The sequence below is a fragment of the Pseudomonas sp. TMW 2.1634 genome (assembly GCF_001703595.1).
Lineage (GTDB): Bacteria > Pseudomonadota > Gammaproteobacteria > Pseudomonadales > Pseudomonadaceae > Aquipseudomonas > Aquipseudomonas fragi.
Genome location: NZ_CP016849.1, coordinates 437,411 through 453,476, shown reverse-complemented (window position 1 = coordinate 453,476; position 16,066 = coordinate 437,411). Strand labels below are relative to the sequence as shown.

Below are 16,066 nucleotides of genomic sequence, written 5' to 3'. Positions count from 1 at the left end.
TCCTTTATTGTTATCAGGTGTAGACCCACAGCACGCGCGTGCGCTGCTGTGTCAGGTTGGCGTAGCGACAGCGGGTGTGACTGTCGAACTGGAAACTGTCTCCGGCATTGAGGGTGGCGGGCTCATCGTCATCTCCCAGCCACAGGGTCAACTGGCCCTCGATCACGTAGCCGCCCTGCTCCGAACTGTCTGTCATGTGTCGATCACCGCTGCTGGCCCCGGCTTCCAGCAGGCTTTCGAGCATGGAGAACGACGCGCGGATTTGCGGCGAGACCAGGATGTCGGTGATGCCGTTGCCCAGGTACAGCGTGCGGCGCTCGTCAGGGCGGGTCACCCAGGGCAACTGCTTGGGCTTGGGCAGGCTGTAGAAATAGGTGGTAGGCACGCCCAGGGTTTCGCTGATGGCGGTCAGGTCGGCCACCGTGGGCTGGGACAACCCGCGTTCGACCTGGGACAAAAAACCCACGGAACGGCCGATCTTGTCGGCCAGCTCCTTGAGGGTGTACTTCTTGTGCTTGCGCAGGTCGTGGATAAGGATCGCCAACGCGGCCATCTCTTCTTGCTTGTTCATTCCCGGCCGCCGTGAAATTCAGATCATATAATTTCATGAAAAAATACAGATTAAATTTCACCAACGCAAGTCATCGCTGCACAGGGGAGTTTTGTTCAATACGCCGGGCTACGCGCCTCATAACCTCAAGGCTCAACCTTGAAGCGGAGAACAATCACGATGAGCCTGTTGATTTCGATGGCGGCATTTGCCCTGGCAGCCTCCATTTCACCGGGGCCGGTGAATGTGGTGGCCCTGAGTTCGGGCATGCAGTTCGGCCTGGGCCCCAGCCTGCGCCATGTGCTGGGGGCTACCGTCGGGTTTGTAGTGTTGCTGCTGTTTACCGGTTTCGGCCTGCATGAGGTGCTCAAGCAGTGGCCGATCCTCACCGACCTGATCCGCTGGGCCGGCATGGCCTTTTTGCTGTATCTGGCCTGGAAACTGGCGATGGACAACGGCCGCATCGCGTTCGATGGAGACGCGCGGCAGCCGTCGTTTTTTACCGGCGCCGCCATGCAGTGGCTCAACCCCAAGGCCTGGCTGGCCGCAGTTGCAGGGATGGGAGCGTTTGTTTCCGGAGGCGAAGCCACGCTGATCTGGGCATTTGCGCTGATCTATTTTGTGGTCTGCTACCTGTCAGTGGCCTGCTGGGCCTACACCGGTGCCTTTCTGAGCCGCTACCTGCACAGCACCCGGCGCATCCGCCTGTTCAATCGCGCCATGGCGGCCATGCTGGCGGGCTGCGCGGTGTCCTTGCTGTGGTTTTAGGCCTTGTATTGGCCGGGCGTGGCTGCGAGGTGCTTCTTGAACACCCGCTGGAAATGCGCCTGATCGGCAAAACCGGTTTGCTGGGCGATATCGGCGATCAATGCTCCTTCGCGCAGTTGGGCCTGGGCAAGCTGGATACGCCGGTTGATCAGATAGGCGTGGGGCGTCATATGGTAACGCTGCTCGAAGGCACGAATCAGGTAAGCCTCTGACAGGCTGGCGGCCTCACAGATATCCTGCAGGCGAAGGGTGCGCAGGAAATGCTCGTCGATATATTCAGCGGCGCGCTCCACCCGCGCATTGGCGGGCTTGCGCAGCGTGACCGAACCGCCCAGCTCCTGCTGCATCGCCGAAAAAAACTTGATCGCTGCTTCGTGCCTGGCCAGCACCTCAAGCTCAGGATCGATCAGTTGCGCATACAGCCCGGTGAGCCCGTTGAACAGTGCGGGCGATTGCGTGTAAGTGGCCGCAATCGGCTGGAACAACCCGTCGGAACCCTCACCGAACCCCTGTTGAATGCCCGCCAGCCACTGCGCATCGACATACAGCATCACATAAGACCACGGCAGGTCCTCGACCGGATTACAGGCGTGAACATCACCGGGGTTCATCAACACCACCGTGCCTGCGCTGATCCTGTGGCTGGTTTTTTCATGCAGGTAGTTGCAGCAACCGGAGGTGATGGCGCCGATGGAAAAAATCTCATGGGAGTGCCGGGCATAACAGACCTTGCGGCCATCGGCGATGGAGCGCGCCTCGATAAAGGGCAACTGCGCATCCCGCCAGAACCTCGGAGTTGCGCAGTGTGATGGCGAGCTTGCAGGCATGGGATCGGGACCGTGATGGACAGGTGTCTGGTTGCCAGACTAGCACTATCACCCACCGTTCGTAGCAGCTGCCGCAGGAACGAGGCTGCGTCCGGCGACGCAGTCGTCGCAGAATCAGACACTGCGGTGTGCCAGATAAACCCGACTCGCAGGGTTTACGGTCGCTGCGCAACCGGACGCAGCCTCGTTCCTGCGGCAGCTGCTACGGCCTACATGAGCCTGATCGCTTCGCTGTAAGGCGTTTGCAAATCACGCTCGGGGATCTCCCAGATCACCAGCTTGGGCGGTGTCTGCTTGAATGCCGGGTTGCTGAAGTAGCCATTGGCACCACCGGAGAACTCGCCACCGTCCTTGGCAAAGTCACCTATCGGTGCGCCAAGAGCTTGTTGCACAAACCCGACAAAGTTGGAGTTGCGCGAGAACGAGGTGCCGATCAGGGCAACGTTGGGCAGGTTGTCATCGCCCAACAGATCATCCAGGTTGTCAGCATCGCCTTGGGATAAATCGTCTTTCTCACTGAACCGGCTGGCCGCCACCGATTCAGCTGCGGGTTGCAACCCCACTGGCAACCACTCAAGACCGGCCAGTCGCACCAGGTCTCCCGGGCGCCGCGCCGGGTCTTGCCGTGCCGTTTCATAATCCTTGTGTGGCGTGGCGCTGATCCCCATTGCCTGCACTTGCACGGCGATGGCCCTGGCCGCCGCCGAGGCGCCCGCTTCACTCCAGTGGGTATCAGTGCGCAGATAGGCATCGCTGCCCACCGACTGCAGAGCTGGCGCAAGATCCACAGCGCTCACCCCGGCCTTGTTCAATTCCTCAACCCAGGCTGCGGCCCGATGTTGCAACTGCGCCGGGCGGCGCAAATCGCACAGTTGCGCCCCGGCAATCCGGCTCTTGTCCGGCACCACGGCCACCAGCAAGCGGATACCGCGCCCGGCCAGCTGTTGCTGGATATCACGCACCGCTGCTGCCTTGGCTTGAGCATTAACCCGGGCATGACGGTTGATGCGCATTTCATCGGTCAAGAACAGCCAGCCCGCACATCCCGGGCGCACCCGCGCGCCGGTGTCGTGAAACATCAGCCAGCTCGCGCCACGTTCCAGATCCGCCGCCTTTTGCGCCACGCCGGCCTCGGACAATTGCCTGGCAAGCCGGTGCGTGACCTCGCCATGCAGCACTTGCTCGGAGGTCAGGTCAGGCGCCAGCATGGGCACCTGGGTACTGAACAACAGCCAGAGCGACGAAGCAAAGCTGGCAGCCAGAAAACAGGCAAATATCACACCGCCAAATTTGCTGACTCGGGCAGTGAATTCAGTAGCTACAGTCGGTTGGGGCGATGATGAGGACATGGGCGCGACCATCAGAACTGGAAGTACAGAAAGGGCACGGCTTCGCGGCTCGCGATCAACGCGAACGAAAGCATGAAACCCGCCACCGGCCACACGGCCGCCATCGGCGCAAACCAGAATTGTGCAGCGAAGCGCTGCTCATAACGGCTTTTGAACAGCGGCGCGATGATACACACCACACCCAGCAATGCCGCCAGTCCGTGAGCCGAGCGCAAAGTCACGGCCAGCGCGTCGCCCAGGGCAAAGTCGTGCAAGCCCAACTGGCCGGCGTACATGTTCAGGGCAGCGGCAAAATCCGGAGCGCGGAACAGGGTCCAGGCCATAAACACAAACAGCAGCGTCAACGTATGCGACAACCATGACGGAATGCTCGGCAGGCTGGAACGCGACCACAACCGGTCCACGCACAGCGCAACACCGTGGGCTGCGCCCCACAGCAGGTAGTTCCAGCTGTCGCCGCCATGCCACAGCCCCGCGATGGCCATGGTCAGGAACAGGTTGCGATAGGTCTTCCAGGCACCGTTGCGGTTACCGCCCAGGGCGATATACAGGTAGTCGCGCAACCAGCTGGACAACGACATGTGCCAACGCCGCCAAAAATCCTGAATGCTGCTGGCCAGGTACGGCTGGTTGAAGTTTTCCGGGAAATGAAAGCCCAGCATCAAGCCAAGGCCGATGGCCATGGCGCTGTAACCGGCAAAGTCGAAAAACAATTGCAGCGAGTAAGCCAGGCAACCGATCCAGGCGTCGACAAACGAGGGATTGTCGAGATGAAAGGCCACATCCACCAACGGCGACAGCGTGTCTGCCACCAGCACTTTCATGCACATGCCAATCATGAAACGGCGCGCACCCAGCGAGAAATTCTGCCAGTCGAAATAACGTTTGGTGAGCTCGCGACGCACCCAGTCATAGCGAATGATCGGCCCCGCAATCGAGTGGCCGAACATTGAAATATACGTCGCGTAATTGATAAAGCTGCGCTCCACCGGCACGGTGTGGCGGTGTACATCCACCAGATAGGAAATCGCCTGCAGCACGATAAACGACAGCCCGGCGGGCAGCGCCACGCGCTGCCATTCCAGCGGCATCGCGCCCGGATACGTGATCCAGTCAATCCAGGTCGCGGCCAGGATATTGGCGTACTTGTACCAGCACAGCACCGCCGTGTTGAACACGATCAGCGCGATCAACAACCGCACCCTGCCCCTGGCGTCCTCGCGGCTGCGATCGATCAGCAGCCCGCCCACCCAGGCCACGAGGGTCAGCGCCACATGCAACGCAAGGAACATCGGGTTCAGCCAGCCATAGAACAACCAGCTGCCGAGCAACAGAATGACGTTACGCCACTGCGGTTTGCCCAGGGCGTAGACCAGCATGAAGGCCGGCAAGAACAGCGTCAGGAACTCGAGTGAGGCGAAGACCATAGCAGCGGTGCAATCCGATCAGTGGGACAGAGTATCCGTGGTGCTCAACAGACGCGGCCCACTGGCAGAAGGCACCAGCATCACGCTGTAGCGCTCGCCCGCCTTGAGCATGCCCAGATCCAGCGGCGCCCCCACGTTGGTGTTGGCACACACCAGTTGCACTGACAGGTTCACCGGGTTGATCGAACGTCGTTGCAGGCTGGCCGCCGGCACCGCCTTGAACAGGTCAGCGCTGCGCCCGGCAGGCCGCAGGCTCGCGTCGCTGCAGGACTTGTCGACATTGACGAACGCCAGTGAAGCCTTGAGGCCGTTGAAGTCATCCGGGGTTTCGCGCACCGCGACCTGCTCGATGCCTTCACCTTGCGGCACCACCACAATGGTCGCGAACTCACCTGGCTCGACCTTCAGGTCGAGGGCCAGCTTGTGCGTACCGCTGACCAGCGAGCCCTTGATCGCGCTGCTCGAATCCACCGGGAACAACAATGACGCCGGTGCTGCGGTGTCAAGGCGCAACGGCGGCTGCCCTGGCTGGCCCAGCACGTCCAGAGGGGCACTGGTGGCGTTGACGAAGCGGATAAAGGCGGCGTCCTGGTCGGGGCCTGTGGGGTACAGCGCCACCTGCGCGCTCGCCAGGGCACTGAACGCCAACCCATGAATACCTGCGAGCACCGCGATCACTTTATTCATTTTTTGGCATCCTTGAGGGCCGGGGTTTGCAGCAACGCCTTGTTGATCTCGTTGCTCCAGGTCCTGTAGCCCGTGGCGGTCATGTGCTGGCCGTCAATCGTGGCCCACTGCCCGGGTTTGGAGAAAGCCAGCGAGTCGATATAGCTGCACGGTGCAACGTTGGCGGCGAGGAACTTGGACGTCATCTCGACACGGGCAAAGTTCTTGCCGTACTTGCCGCCTTCCGTGCCCCAGTTCGGCCCGACCCACACGCAACGGGTGCCATTGGCGGCGATTGCCTTGGTCAGCCCGGTGGTTTGCTGCCACAGCCAGGCCTTGGGAAAGGCCGGCTTGGTGTAGCTGGCCATAGTGTCGCCCATCACGATCAGCACCAGGTCCGGCTTGTCGGTGGCCAGCAACTGGCTGATCGGCACGGTCGCGGCCTTGCCGCCGAGCACCACGGCCTTTTCGCTGCCACGGCGTTCGGCACCGCCACAGGTGCCCGGCGTCGCCTTGAGCCAGTCACCGGCGTTGGCGCCGCAAACGCCCAGCGTGTGAACGTTTGCACCCTGAGCAACCAGATCGTTGTGCAGAGTGGCGATCAAGTAGTCAGGCGTCGCCAGATGGCTGTCGCCAATCATTAAAATGGTCATGCCGGCGAGAATCGATGCTGCCACGGTGAAAACTCCTGCTGCTTAATTCGAAGAATAAGGGGAAAGATAAGGGCTGACCGGCATCGGCATGCGCCCGGTGAAGTCTTCAAACATGTACCGCAGGTATAAACCGCCGGTCCATTGCTTGTAGTCCTGGGCGTTGTCCATCCCGAAGCTGCCGCCCAGGAAGTAGTTGTTGCCCAGGCGGTACTCCGCCGCCGCACCGAGGTTGTAGCCAATACCGGTTTTGTTCTGGCCCGCATACTGGGTGGCCAGGCTGCTGCCGGACGCGGCAAACACTTGCGAGACCTGCTCCAGCTGGGCCTGCATGGCGCTGTCGTTAGGGAAGTACGGGGTCGAGTCTTGCTCGATATGCTGCAGGCCCACCGACCCCCTGAGGGTGTAGCTCAGGCGGTCGGTGCGCTGCGACCAACTGAACGGCACGCCGATGGAAAAGAAATTCTGCGGGCTAAAGTAGCCGCCGTTGCCATAGGTGAAGTTCCCCTGGTTGTTGTCATAGCGGATGGCTGTGACGCCAAGGCCGGTGGTCAGCTGGCGGGTATCGTCGTTTAGCAGATACCAGTAGATCCCGCTGCCGCCTTCAATCCGGGTGTTGTCTTCGACGTTGTGACCCAGCAGCTTGTACAGGCCTGCGTAGCCATACACGCCGTAGTCGCCGTTGTCGTAGCCCAGTTGCAGGCGCCCGCCATTGGCGGTGACGCCGCCCCACTTGAGACCGCTGCGCGCATCTTCGGCGCCGGCAAAGGACACCAGGCTGTCGTTGACCGCACGCCGCGACAGGCTCGCCCCGTAACGGAAATTGCTGCCCTCGCGAAACGGCCGGTCAATGCTCACGCCGCCCACTGGCGTGCTGTAGAGAAAGCCCATGGGGCTTACACCCAGATCGGCCTTGAGCCCCAGCGCCGGCATTTCCCAGCCCAGCGCCAGGCCCACGCCGCTGTCTTTTTGGCGCCCGGCCGAGCCATTGAGGTCGCCCAGGGCCGTATTCAACGAGTCAGCATCCGGTTGGGTGGCAAGCAAGTCCTGTACGGCGGCCATCTGCACGTCGTTGGGCCCGCCAAAGCGGGTCTTGGCCGAGTCTTTCACCGCGCCGGCATTGAGCGAAACCGGGGTCACGCGCAGGGCGATACGGTTATCCCCCACCGGCAGGCTGATTTCCAGCGGGGTTTCAACATCGGTGATTTTGCTCAGGCCCGATTCGCTGTCATTGGTGCGAATGGTCACGCCCTGAGTGATACGCGGGCTGCGCTCCTGCTTGATCTGGTCGAGCGCGCTCTGCATCGACTTACGCGCCTCTTCTTGTGGATCCAGCGGGCGGGCCACTGTGACACGCCGCTCGTCATCCAGGCCACGACGCCGTGGCTGGACCTCATCGTCGAGCGGCGCGAGCTTGCTGTCGTCAGCCAATGCCGCGATCTGCACCTGGGCCGGTTCCGGGATTTGCGAAAAATCCGCCTCGGACAAGTGCGAGCGACTGCGCTGGCCAGACGTGCCGACAAAGGGGTTGGCAGCAACCGCACCGGCAAACGGATTGGCCTGTACCTTGACCGGCGCCTGCAAGGCCAGGGCACGGGCGTAAAGCTCACCGGCCTTGGCATTCTTGCCCTGGGCACGAAAAATTGCCGCTGCACTGGCCAGCACCTGGGCATCGTTCGGGGCCAGCGCCAGGGCTATTTCGGTGGCCGTTTCAGCACCGCGCCTGTCGCCGGACTTGCTCAGCGCCTGGGCCATGCCGATCTGCAGCTGAGCATCGTCCGGGGCTTTGGCCAGCAGTGGCTTGTACAGTTCGATGGCCTTGGCGCTGTTGCCGTTGGCCAGGTACATGCGCGCCAGGGCCCCCACCGCCACCGGATCATCGGGGCGCTGGGCCAGGGCCGGGGCGAGGGTGTCATAGGCGGCCACCAGGTCGCCCTTCTCCCGCAGCAGGTCGGCCTGACGCACGCTGTACAGATACAGCACTTCATCGTAGCTGCGCTGATCGGCCGGGGTCAGCGGCTGGCGCTGCAACTCATGCAGCAACTGGTTGACCTGTTCATCGTCACCGGTTTTGAGCAGCACCCCGGCATAGGCCAGACGCAAGGCCGGCGGCGGGTTACTGCTTTGCGCGATGGCGTTGCGCAGCATCGACAAGGCATGCTCGGAGTCACCAATATCGACATAGGCCAGCGCCAGCATGCCCAGCGACTGCGGCTTGCCGTTGGCCAGCAATTCGGCGCGACGCAGCAGGGTCAGGGCCTGGGCGCCGTTGCCCTGCCTGGCCAGAGCCGTGGCCTGGCTGACCAGCGCTTGCAGTTGCACCTCGCTGGCCAGTTGTTGCATGGCCGTGGTGCGCTGACTGACCGGTATGCGCTCAAGGGTGCCTTGTGCGTTCGACCACTCGCCCATCTGGCTCGCCAGCAAGGCACTGGCAAACAGGGCCTCGGGGCGCTGCGGGCTGGCCTGGAGCAGTTCATCCATCGTCTGGCGGGCCAACTGCGGGGTTTTGCCCTGCAGGTAATACAGCGCCAGGTCGTAACGGGTCCACACGCCCTGGGGGTCGTTGCGTACCGCTTCTTTCTGCGCAGCTCTCGCACCCTTGAGGTCACCGCTGCGCTCGGCGTTTTTTGCCTGCCCCGCCGCCACTGCCGCGTGCAACGGGCGCAAATCGCCAAGGCGTTGCTGCTGGGCCGGGGTCAACCCCTCGACCATTTTCAAGGCCCGGTTGGCCTGGCCGTTTTGCGCCATCACAGTGATCAGCCCCAGCATTGCGTCCGGGTTGTCAGCGTCCAGGGTCAGGGCCTGACGGTAGCTGGCCTCGGCACTGTCCAGCTGGTTCTGTTCGGCCTGCACACCGGCGAGGGCAATGTAGCCATCGGCCTGACGCGGCTTGCTGGCAATGGCTTGCTGCAGCAAGCTGCGAGCTTTGGACAGATCATTGCCGGCGCGGGCTTTTTCGGACTGGTCGAGCAAGCTCCAGTAGCGGTTGCCGTCCAGCGCCGCTTGCCAGCGCGGGTTGCCGCCGCGGCCGATGGCCCGGCGCAGCAGTTCATTGGCGTCGTCGAAACGCCCCTGGCGCTGGCGCACCACGCCAAGGCCGCCGAGGGCATCGCTGTCGCTGGCCTGTTCCTTGAGCCGCGCCACAAACGCCTGCTCGGCAACCTCCAGTTGATCGTCCTGCAAGGCCTTGAAACCCCGCGCGACCTGGGGGTTCTGCTGCGCCCCCACACCCGCGGTGCCACGGCTGTTCATTTGCGTGCGAATGGCCGTGTCGTCCGGGTTGGCCTTGAGATAAGCCTCGAACAAAGGCTTGTCCACGGGGCGTGGCGAGCCTACCCAGACCAGCCCTTCGCGCCAGCTTTCAGTGGCCTGGCCGCCCAGTTCCGGCACCGTCGACAATTGCGCCAGGCGGCGCAGGCCTTCGGAACGGGTGGTTTCGTTGCGTACCAGCAACTTGGCCAGCGCCAGGCGTACCCGGGCGTTGTCCGGCGTCTGTTGTTGCAAACGCTCCAGGCCCTGACGCGCCTCGCTCCAGCCGCCGGGCGTATAGCCCAGGGCGTTGTAGTACTCCAGCGCCAGATCACCCTGGGGCGCCTTGCCGGCGAAGATCTTGCGGTAGATAGGCACCGCTTTGGCAAGCTCGCCGTTGGTCACCAGCAAGCGCGCCGTGTCCAGTTGCTCGGCGTTGTTGCCCGCCTGCACTGCGATGGCTTGCTCCAGCAGCAAGGTCGGGCGTTCGCCCGGGTGGGCACGGCGCAACTGCCCCAGGTAGTTGCTGGCACCGTCGAGGCGCTTGCCCTTGAGCTCAAGCATGCCAAGGCCATAGAGTGCATCGGCCTGCTTGGGGTCGATCAGCAACAGCTTTTTCCAGACCTCGGTGGCCCGCGCCTGGTCATCCTGGGCTTGCCAGTATTGACCCTGTTGCAGCAACGCCTTGCCCGCGTCGTCAAGGGCGGCAAAGCTGGCGCTGTGTATCAGGCTTGCAAAGATCCCGAACGCGAGGGCGTGGCGGCGAGCTGACATTTAAATTCCCACATCGGTTGTTGCTTCCCCTGTACAGGGAAGTGCTTGTCCATAAAACCCGGCGCATCAGGCGTCAGGTTTCGAGTCATCGATTTCTCGCTCGGGTTCGCCCTGCAAGCGCTGGTTGGCCCGCGCACGCAGCAGCAGATACGCCAGCCCGCTGAGCAGGATCAGGCCCAGGCCGGTGAGCACCAGCGCCAATACCACATGGCGCGAGATCAGCCATTGCAGGTACTTGATCGGCCCCAGGCTGCCGACGTAATACTGCTCATCAGCCACCAGCGGTTCGATATTCTTGCCGCGCACCACCACCAGGCTGCCCTGGATTGACTGGGTATAGTCTTCGCCGCCGATCAGGGCATTGGTCACGTCGGCCAGGCCCTGGGGCTGGCTGCTGGCAAGCACCACCACACTGCGCCCGCTTTTGAGCGGCGACTCGAAACCCGTCAGGTAGGTACTGTTCGCCCCCCCGGAGAACGCCATCGCCATGCGCGCTCTGCGCAGGTTGGCTTCAGGGTCCGGGCTTAACCAGTCACGCACGCGCATCGGCAGATCAGACAGGTGCAAGCTCAGTTGCCCTTCGGCATTGCTGGCCGGCAGCTGATCGGCCCATTGCGCCAGCAATGGCTGATTGCCGCCGGACGCCAGCACCAGCAAGTCCTTGTTGGCCGCACTGGCCACCTGCGCGGCCTGGAGCACCTGCACCCCGGTCGCCGGGTAACCGGTGGCGTGACCAAAGCGGCCGAGTACCGTCAGGTAGGCCGCCAGGTCCGCAGTACCGGCGTTATCGGGCAACACCACGGCCGTCTGCGACAAGTCCGCCAGGCGGGTGAACGGGAAACCGGCATCCTTGAACACACCCAGGTTGGGCATGGCGATAAAGTGGTCGTAGCCACTGACATCAAGGGTCGACTCGGGGTCGATGGCCCCGCGCATATTGTCAATGATGATGTCGTTGCATTCGCCCTGTTTGAGGTAGTCAAACATGTAGCGCAGTTGCAGGCGCGACTGCAGGGCTGCCGAATTCAACGGCAGCAGTAGCGTGGTTTCACGGCCAAGGCTGTCGTCGGACTGCAGGGCACTGAGCACGCCGCTGTCGAGTTTGTCCTGGGACAACAGGTTCTGCGACTGCATCAGGGCATCATTGAAGCTGATGATCAGCGACGAGTTATTGGATCGCTCTTGCGGCGTGTAGCGGTACTTCAGGTGCAGCGGCGCCCCTGCATCGCGCCAGGTAAACAGGTCCGGGGCAAAGTTCAGCGGCACCACAATATCGCCCGGGTTGTAACCCGAAACGCTCAGCTCCTTGGCTGGCAGCAACTCGCCCAGTTTCACCTTGCGATCACTGGGCAGCCAGTTCGGGGCGTCATAGGGTTTGCGTGGCTGCACCACCTCCATCCGCTCAATGACCACACTGTTGCCAGACAAGGCCTGGTTGCCCAGCACCAGGGCCGTCGCAGCGCGCTTGAGTTCGCTGCCATCGCGCCCACTGAGCACCAGCAACTTGCCATTGGCGTCATTGGGGTTGGCCATGACGGTCAGGGTCGGTCCTTTCGCGGGTGGCAGGCTCAGGCTGCCGACCTGCAACGCGTCAGGGCCACTGAGCAATACCACGGCATTGCCGCTGGCCGGGATCTGGTTGAATGCCGAGGTGAATCGAGCACCGCGATAACTGGCCTGGGCGCCAAACCAGGACGACAGCGCCCCAGCCGCTTCCAGCGTGGCATTGTCGGGCGCCGCCGCGAACACAAACGGCAAGTCCAGGGCACGGGCATCGCGACGGTCAAAGAACGGCAGCGGCATGATCGCCAGATCGTCAGGCAAGACCAGGGGGGACACATCAATGCCCAATTCGCTGGCGTTGCTGATCTTGGCCCACAGGCTGGAGTGCTGAGGGTCCTCGCAGCTCATGGTGTAGTGCCCGATAAACTGCAGGCTCAGGCGGTTGAACTCGGTAATCAGATGCGCCGGGATCTGCACCATCTGTTGCTGCAGTTGCCCGGCCTTGTCCTTGGGCAACGCCAGGCTGGCGGCCACTTCATCGTTGACCAGCACGTTGATTTGCGACAGTTCCGCCAGCAGCGCCGGAGAATAGGTGTACTGCAAGTTGAGACGGGCACCGGTGACGATCGAGTCGGCACGCACATCGAAGCTGACGCTGTCGGTGGACTCCACCCCGCGCAGGCTCATCGGGTAATTGCGGCCCAATTGCTTGAGGGTCACGGTGTAGCTTGTGGCGCCGGCTGCCGTGGCTGGCGCAGTACTGTTGGCACTGGCGGCGCCAGCGCACGCAGCCAGCAAGGCGCACGCCAGGCGGGCCAAGGCGCGGCGCGGCTGGCGCACATTGGCGAAGGCTGAAGGAATTGGGATCATCACTTGTCCATGACATTTTCTAGCGTGGATGGGGTGACGCGGCGACGGCGCAGCAGGCTGCGCACTTCCATGGCCGAGGCTTTGAAGAGTTCATGAATACCGCGCAGGCCGATGCGGCTGACTTCGCGCAAGGCCACCATCGGGGTATCGACCTGCCCGCGCCCCCAGGTCGAGGCCCAGGTATCGGCGCGCGAGAATGTCAGGCGCACCAGATCGCTTTGCTGACGCAGGCTCAGGGCATCGAATTGGGCGCCGAGCAATTGGCCGCGGCTAAACACAATCACCGCCGGGAACACGCTCAGGTGCTGGTTGCGAAACAGCGAGATCTGTACCCGCTCGCCCTGGGGCACACTGACCCCCTCGGGCAAGCGCAGGCCCACGCCTTTTTGCGAGAAGTCCTGGGTCATGCCCTCGATCACGCTGCCATCAGCGCGGGTCAAACGCGCTGGCAATTGCGCAGCAACCCGGGGTTCGGCACGAATTTGCCGGGTTTCACTGGCCACCGCCACGGCGGCACTGGTGATGATGACGTTGTACAGCGTCCACACCAGGTTGATCAGCAACGTGGTGGTGGCGCCCTCTTCGCCCAGGGCCAGGCGCAGCAGCCCCCAGGCCAGGCCCGCCATATTCAGGGTCAGCAGCACGATATACGGGCGAGCGAGCTTCCAGTCGAAGAACTTCTCGTCGATGATCCCGCCCTTGTTGGTGACATTGAACCCACCCAACTTTGGGTTGACCAGCGCCACCAGCACCGGGCCCATGATGTACCAGGCCAGTACCGTCTCGTAGACCTCGTTCCAGAATGAATGCCGAAAGCGCCCCTGGATGGTGGAGTTGGTCAGGCTGGCATGGAAAATATGCGGCAAGGCATAGGCCGTGATCATCAACCCGGCAGCGTGGAAGATTTGCGCGTCAAAAAACAAAAAGGCCAGCGGCGCGGTCAAAAACACCAGGCGCGGCAGACCGTAGAAAAAGTGCAGCATCGCGTTGAGGTAGCACAGCCGCTGCCCCAGGTTCAGACCCTTGCCAAACAACGGGTTGTCGGTACGGAAAATCTGCGCCATGCCCCGTGCCCAGCGGATCCGCTGGCTGATATGGCTCGACAGGCTTTCGGTGGCCAGCCCCGCCGCCTGCGGAATCGCCAGGTAGGCGGTGTTATAGCCGGCGCGGTTGAGCTTGAGCGCGGTATGGGCATCTTCGGTCACGGTTTCAACCGCCACCCCGCCGACTTCCATCAGCGGCTTGCGGCGGATCACCGCGCAGGAGCCACAGAAAAACGTGGCGTTTCACAGGTCGTTGCCGTCCTGCACCAGGCCATAGAACAGTTCGCCTTCGTTGGGCACCGAACGAAAGGTGTCGAGGTTCTTTTCGAACGGGTCCGGAGAAAAGAAAAAGTGCGGCGTTTGCAGCATCGCCAGCTTCGGGTCTTTCAGAAACCAGCCAATACTGACCTGCAAAAAGGATCGGGTCGGTACATGGTCGGCATCGAAAAACGCCACGAATTCACCACTGGTGACCTTCAACGCTTCGTTGAGGTTGCCGGCCTTGGCATGCCGGTTGTTGTCGCGGGTGATGTAATTGACATTGATCTGCTCGCAGAACTCGCGAAAGTCTTCGCGCCGGCCGTCATCGAGCACATGCACGCGCAACTTGTCTTTGGGCCAGTCCATCGCCTGGGCGGCAAAGATGGTCAGCTTCACGATATCGAGGGCTTCGTTGTATGACGGGATAAACACGTCAACCACCGGCCAATCGCTTGGCGGGCTCTTGAGCAATACCGGCTGGCGCCGCAGCGGCCAGGCCGTTTGCAGATAGCCGAATACCAGCACCACCAGGGCATAGATTTCGGCCAGCACCAGGCCGTAGCCGAACGCCATGTCGACCCAGTCGTCGAACCCCAGGGTTTCGGTCAGGCGCCAGTACATGTAGCGCAGCGAGGCCGTGAGTGACAGGCCGATCATGATCAGGATGGTCAGGCGCCCGGGAACTCTGCGCAGCACCAATGCGGCAACAAAGCAGCCGCTGGCAAAGAGACACTGCGCATAGAAATCGAACGGTGCGGTAATGATCAGCAAGCCCAAAAGCCCGCAAACTACGGCGGTGCCGGCCAGCAGCGCACGGCGCGCCGCCACTGGCCACTGATCAAGGCGATCAGACAGCGCCTGGGCCCAACGCTGAAAACGGCTTTGCGCCCCCCGGGGGGCGCTGCCTGACTGGCTCATGGGGCGGATATCCCGGCCGCACGGGTGCTTTGCAAGGCGGTTTTGAGTTGCTCGCCAAGCTGCAAAACCCCTTTCCCACCTGCAGACCCGGCTGGCGCTGCCAACGGGTTGCGGCCATACGCCAGAGCCTCGCCAAAGCTATGATCCTGAGCAATCACGGCCATTAACTGAGCACCCAGGCGGCGCTTGAGCACTTGGAGCATGTCACGGGAAAACTCACGGTCGGGCTCAAACCGATTGACCACATAACTGCGTGCAACGTCGGCACCCAGCAGGCGGTCCATAGGCTCCAGGGCAATAAAGCTGGCCGCATCGGCGGCAGTGACCACCAGTACCTGATCGGCCACGTCCAGCGCCTGCTGCAGATACGCCGAGCGGCCGCTGGGCGTATCGACAATCACCAGGTCACGCACGCCCAGCGCCATGCGCTCCAGTTGCCGGGCCAGCCAGTGGCGGTCCTGGCTCATTTCACGCTCCAGGGCACTGCGCTGCTCATCACTCAACACGCCGTAGGGCAACACTTGCACGTCGTTGAAGCCCTGCTGCAGGTGGCTGCTCCAGTCGGTACAACCTATGCCGGCCACGCCTGATGCAATGCCGAGGTGATGATGCAGGGCATTTTGAGGATCAAGGTCAATGGCCAGGGTCTTGCCGCCCTCCAGGCGCAAGGTGCTGGCCAGGCTGGCGGCCAGCGTGGTCTTGCCCACCCCGCCCTTGGCCGAGACCAGCACGACGACACGGGCCTTGCACTGTGGTGTGCGCAATTGCGCCTGCAAAGCCTGAGTCTCGGCCTGACGGGCCAGTGCCACCTCGGCGAGCAAATTACGCAGCGGGGTTGCAACGTCGGCAGAGCTCATCGGCGGCGCCTGCACTTCAGGTTGCACCAACACCTCCTGCGCGGGCGCAACCGGCGGCAGGTCAACCGGTACAGGGGCCGTGGCTTGAGCAGGCAGCGGGGATTTAACCTGGGCCGGGAGTGTATTGGGGTAATCGAACTGACTGTCAAACTCGTGATAGCTGTCCGAAGTGGCGCCGAACCTGCTGAACAAATTCGATATGTCGTCTGTACGACTCATAAGTAGGTTCCTTCCGCACTGAGTATTCACGACGCATGGCCAGCAATTGGGCGCCAAAATAAGCCATCACAATGACATCGTCAATAAATTGAACAAAATTGCATTAATATCGCCATTACAAGGACAAGTAATTGG

Annotated in this window: 10 protein-coding genes and 1 pseudogene; 1 reads left to right on the top strand and 10 read right to left on the bottom strand. The window is 62.3% G+C overall.

Annotated elements, in window-relative coordinates; all coding sequences use genetic code 11:
* Nucleotides 1-13 precede the first annotated feature (13 nt).
* On the bottom strand, nucleotides 14-571 hold the full coding sequence (locus BFC21_RS02215; protein ID WP_083369465.1) for a helix-turn-helix domain-containing protein: 558 nt from the start codon (nucleotides 569-571) through the stop codon (nucleotides 14-16).
* A gap of 159 nt (nucleotides 572-730) precedes the next feature.
* Between BFC21_RS02215 and BFC21_RS02210 the strand changes: the two genes are divergently transcribed.
* Nucleotides 731-1,318, top strand: a complete 588-nt coding sequence (locus BFC21_RS02210) for a LysE family translocator (RefSeq protein ID WP_120265627.1) — start codon at nucleotides 731-733, stop codon at nucleotides 1,316-1,318.
* Here the strand turns inward: BFC21_RS02210 and BFC21_RS02205 are convergent.
* The 9 genes and pseudogenes from BFC21_RS02205 to bcsQ all read right to left on the bottom strand — a co-directional run bounded on the left by BFC21_RS02205 (nucleotide 1,315) and on the right by bcsQ (nucleotide 15,931).
* Nucleotides 1,315-2,145 (bottom strand): AraC family transcriptional regulator, encoded by an 831-nt coding sequence (locus BFC21_RS02205; RefSeq protein ID WP_162939276.1) that lies wholly within the window; start codon nucleotides 2,143-2,145, stop codon nucleotides 1,315-1,317. The genes BFC21_RS02210 and BFC21_RS02205 overlap by 4 nt on opposite strands.
* 209 nt (nucleotides 2,146-2,354) lie before the next feature.
* The gene (locus BFC21_RS02200; protein ID WP_120265625.1) at nucleotides 2,355-3,494 is read right to left on the bottom strand and encodes a cell division protein FtsQ; all 1,140 of its coding nucleotides are present in this window, start codon (nucleotides 3,492-3,494) and stop codon (nucleotides 2,355-2,357) included.
* An 11-nt stretch (nucleotides 3,495-3,505) separates the two neighbouring features.
* Nucleotides 3,506-4,921, bottom strand: coding sequence for an MBOAT family protein (locus BFC21_RS02195; RefSeq protein ID WP_088377039.1), 1,416 nt, complete (start codon nucleotides 4,919-4,921; stop codon nucleotides 3,506-3,508).
* Nucleotides 4,922-4,939: 18 nt separating this feature from the next.
* Nucleotides 4,940-5,608, bottom strand: a complete 669-nt coding sequence (locus BFC21_RS02190) for an alginate O-acetyltransferase AlgF (protein ID WP_120265624.1) — start codon at nucleotides 5,606-5,608, stop codon at nucleotides 4,940-4,942.
* Nucleotides 5,605-6,228: an SGNH/GDSL hydrolase family protein gene (locus tag BFC21_RS02185; RefSeq protein WP_088379459.1), complete on the bottom strand. Its 624-nt coding sequence runs from the start codon at nucleotides 6,226-6,228 to the stop codon at nucleotides 5,605-5,607. The genes BFC21_RS02190 and BFC21_RS02185 overlap by 4 nt, the downstream gene beginning before the upstream one ends.
* 54 nt (nucleotides 6,229-6,282) lie before the next feature.
* On the bottom strand, nucleotides 6,283-10,260 hold the full coding sequence (locus BFC21_RS02180; RefSeq protein WP_088377037.1) for a cellulose biosynthesis protein BcsC: 3,978 nt from the start codon (nucleotides 10,258-10,260) through the stop codon (nucleotides 6,283-6,285).
* A 66-nt stretch (nucleotides 10,261-10,326) separates the two neighbouring features.
* Nucleotides 10,327-12,633 carry a cellulose biosynthesis cyclic di-GMP-binding regulatory protein BcsB gene (bcsB, locus tag BFC21_RS02175; protein WP_088377036.1) on the bottom strand — a complete coding sequence of 769 codons (2,307 nt, stop codon included), beginning with the start codon at nucleotides 12,631-12,633 and terminating at the stop codon, nucleotides 10,327-10,329.
* A pseudogene (gene bcsA, locus BFC21_RS02170) lies at nucleotides 12,633-14,855 on the bottom strand (UDP-forming cellulose synthase catalytic subunit). The gene bcsB and the pseudogene bcsA overlap by 1 nt, the downstream one beginning before the upstream one ends.
* On the bottom strand, nucleotides 14,852-15,931 hold the full coding sequence (gene bcsQ / locus BFC21_RS02165; protein ID WP_120265623.1) for a cellulose biosynthesis protein BcsQ: 1,080 nt from the start codon (nucleotides 15,929-15,931) through the stop codon (nucleotides 14,852-14,854). Before bcsQ ends, bcsA begins: the two are co-directional and overlap by 4 nt.
* Nucleotides 15,932-16,066 lie beyond the last annotated feature (135 nt).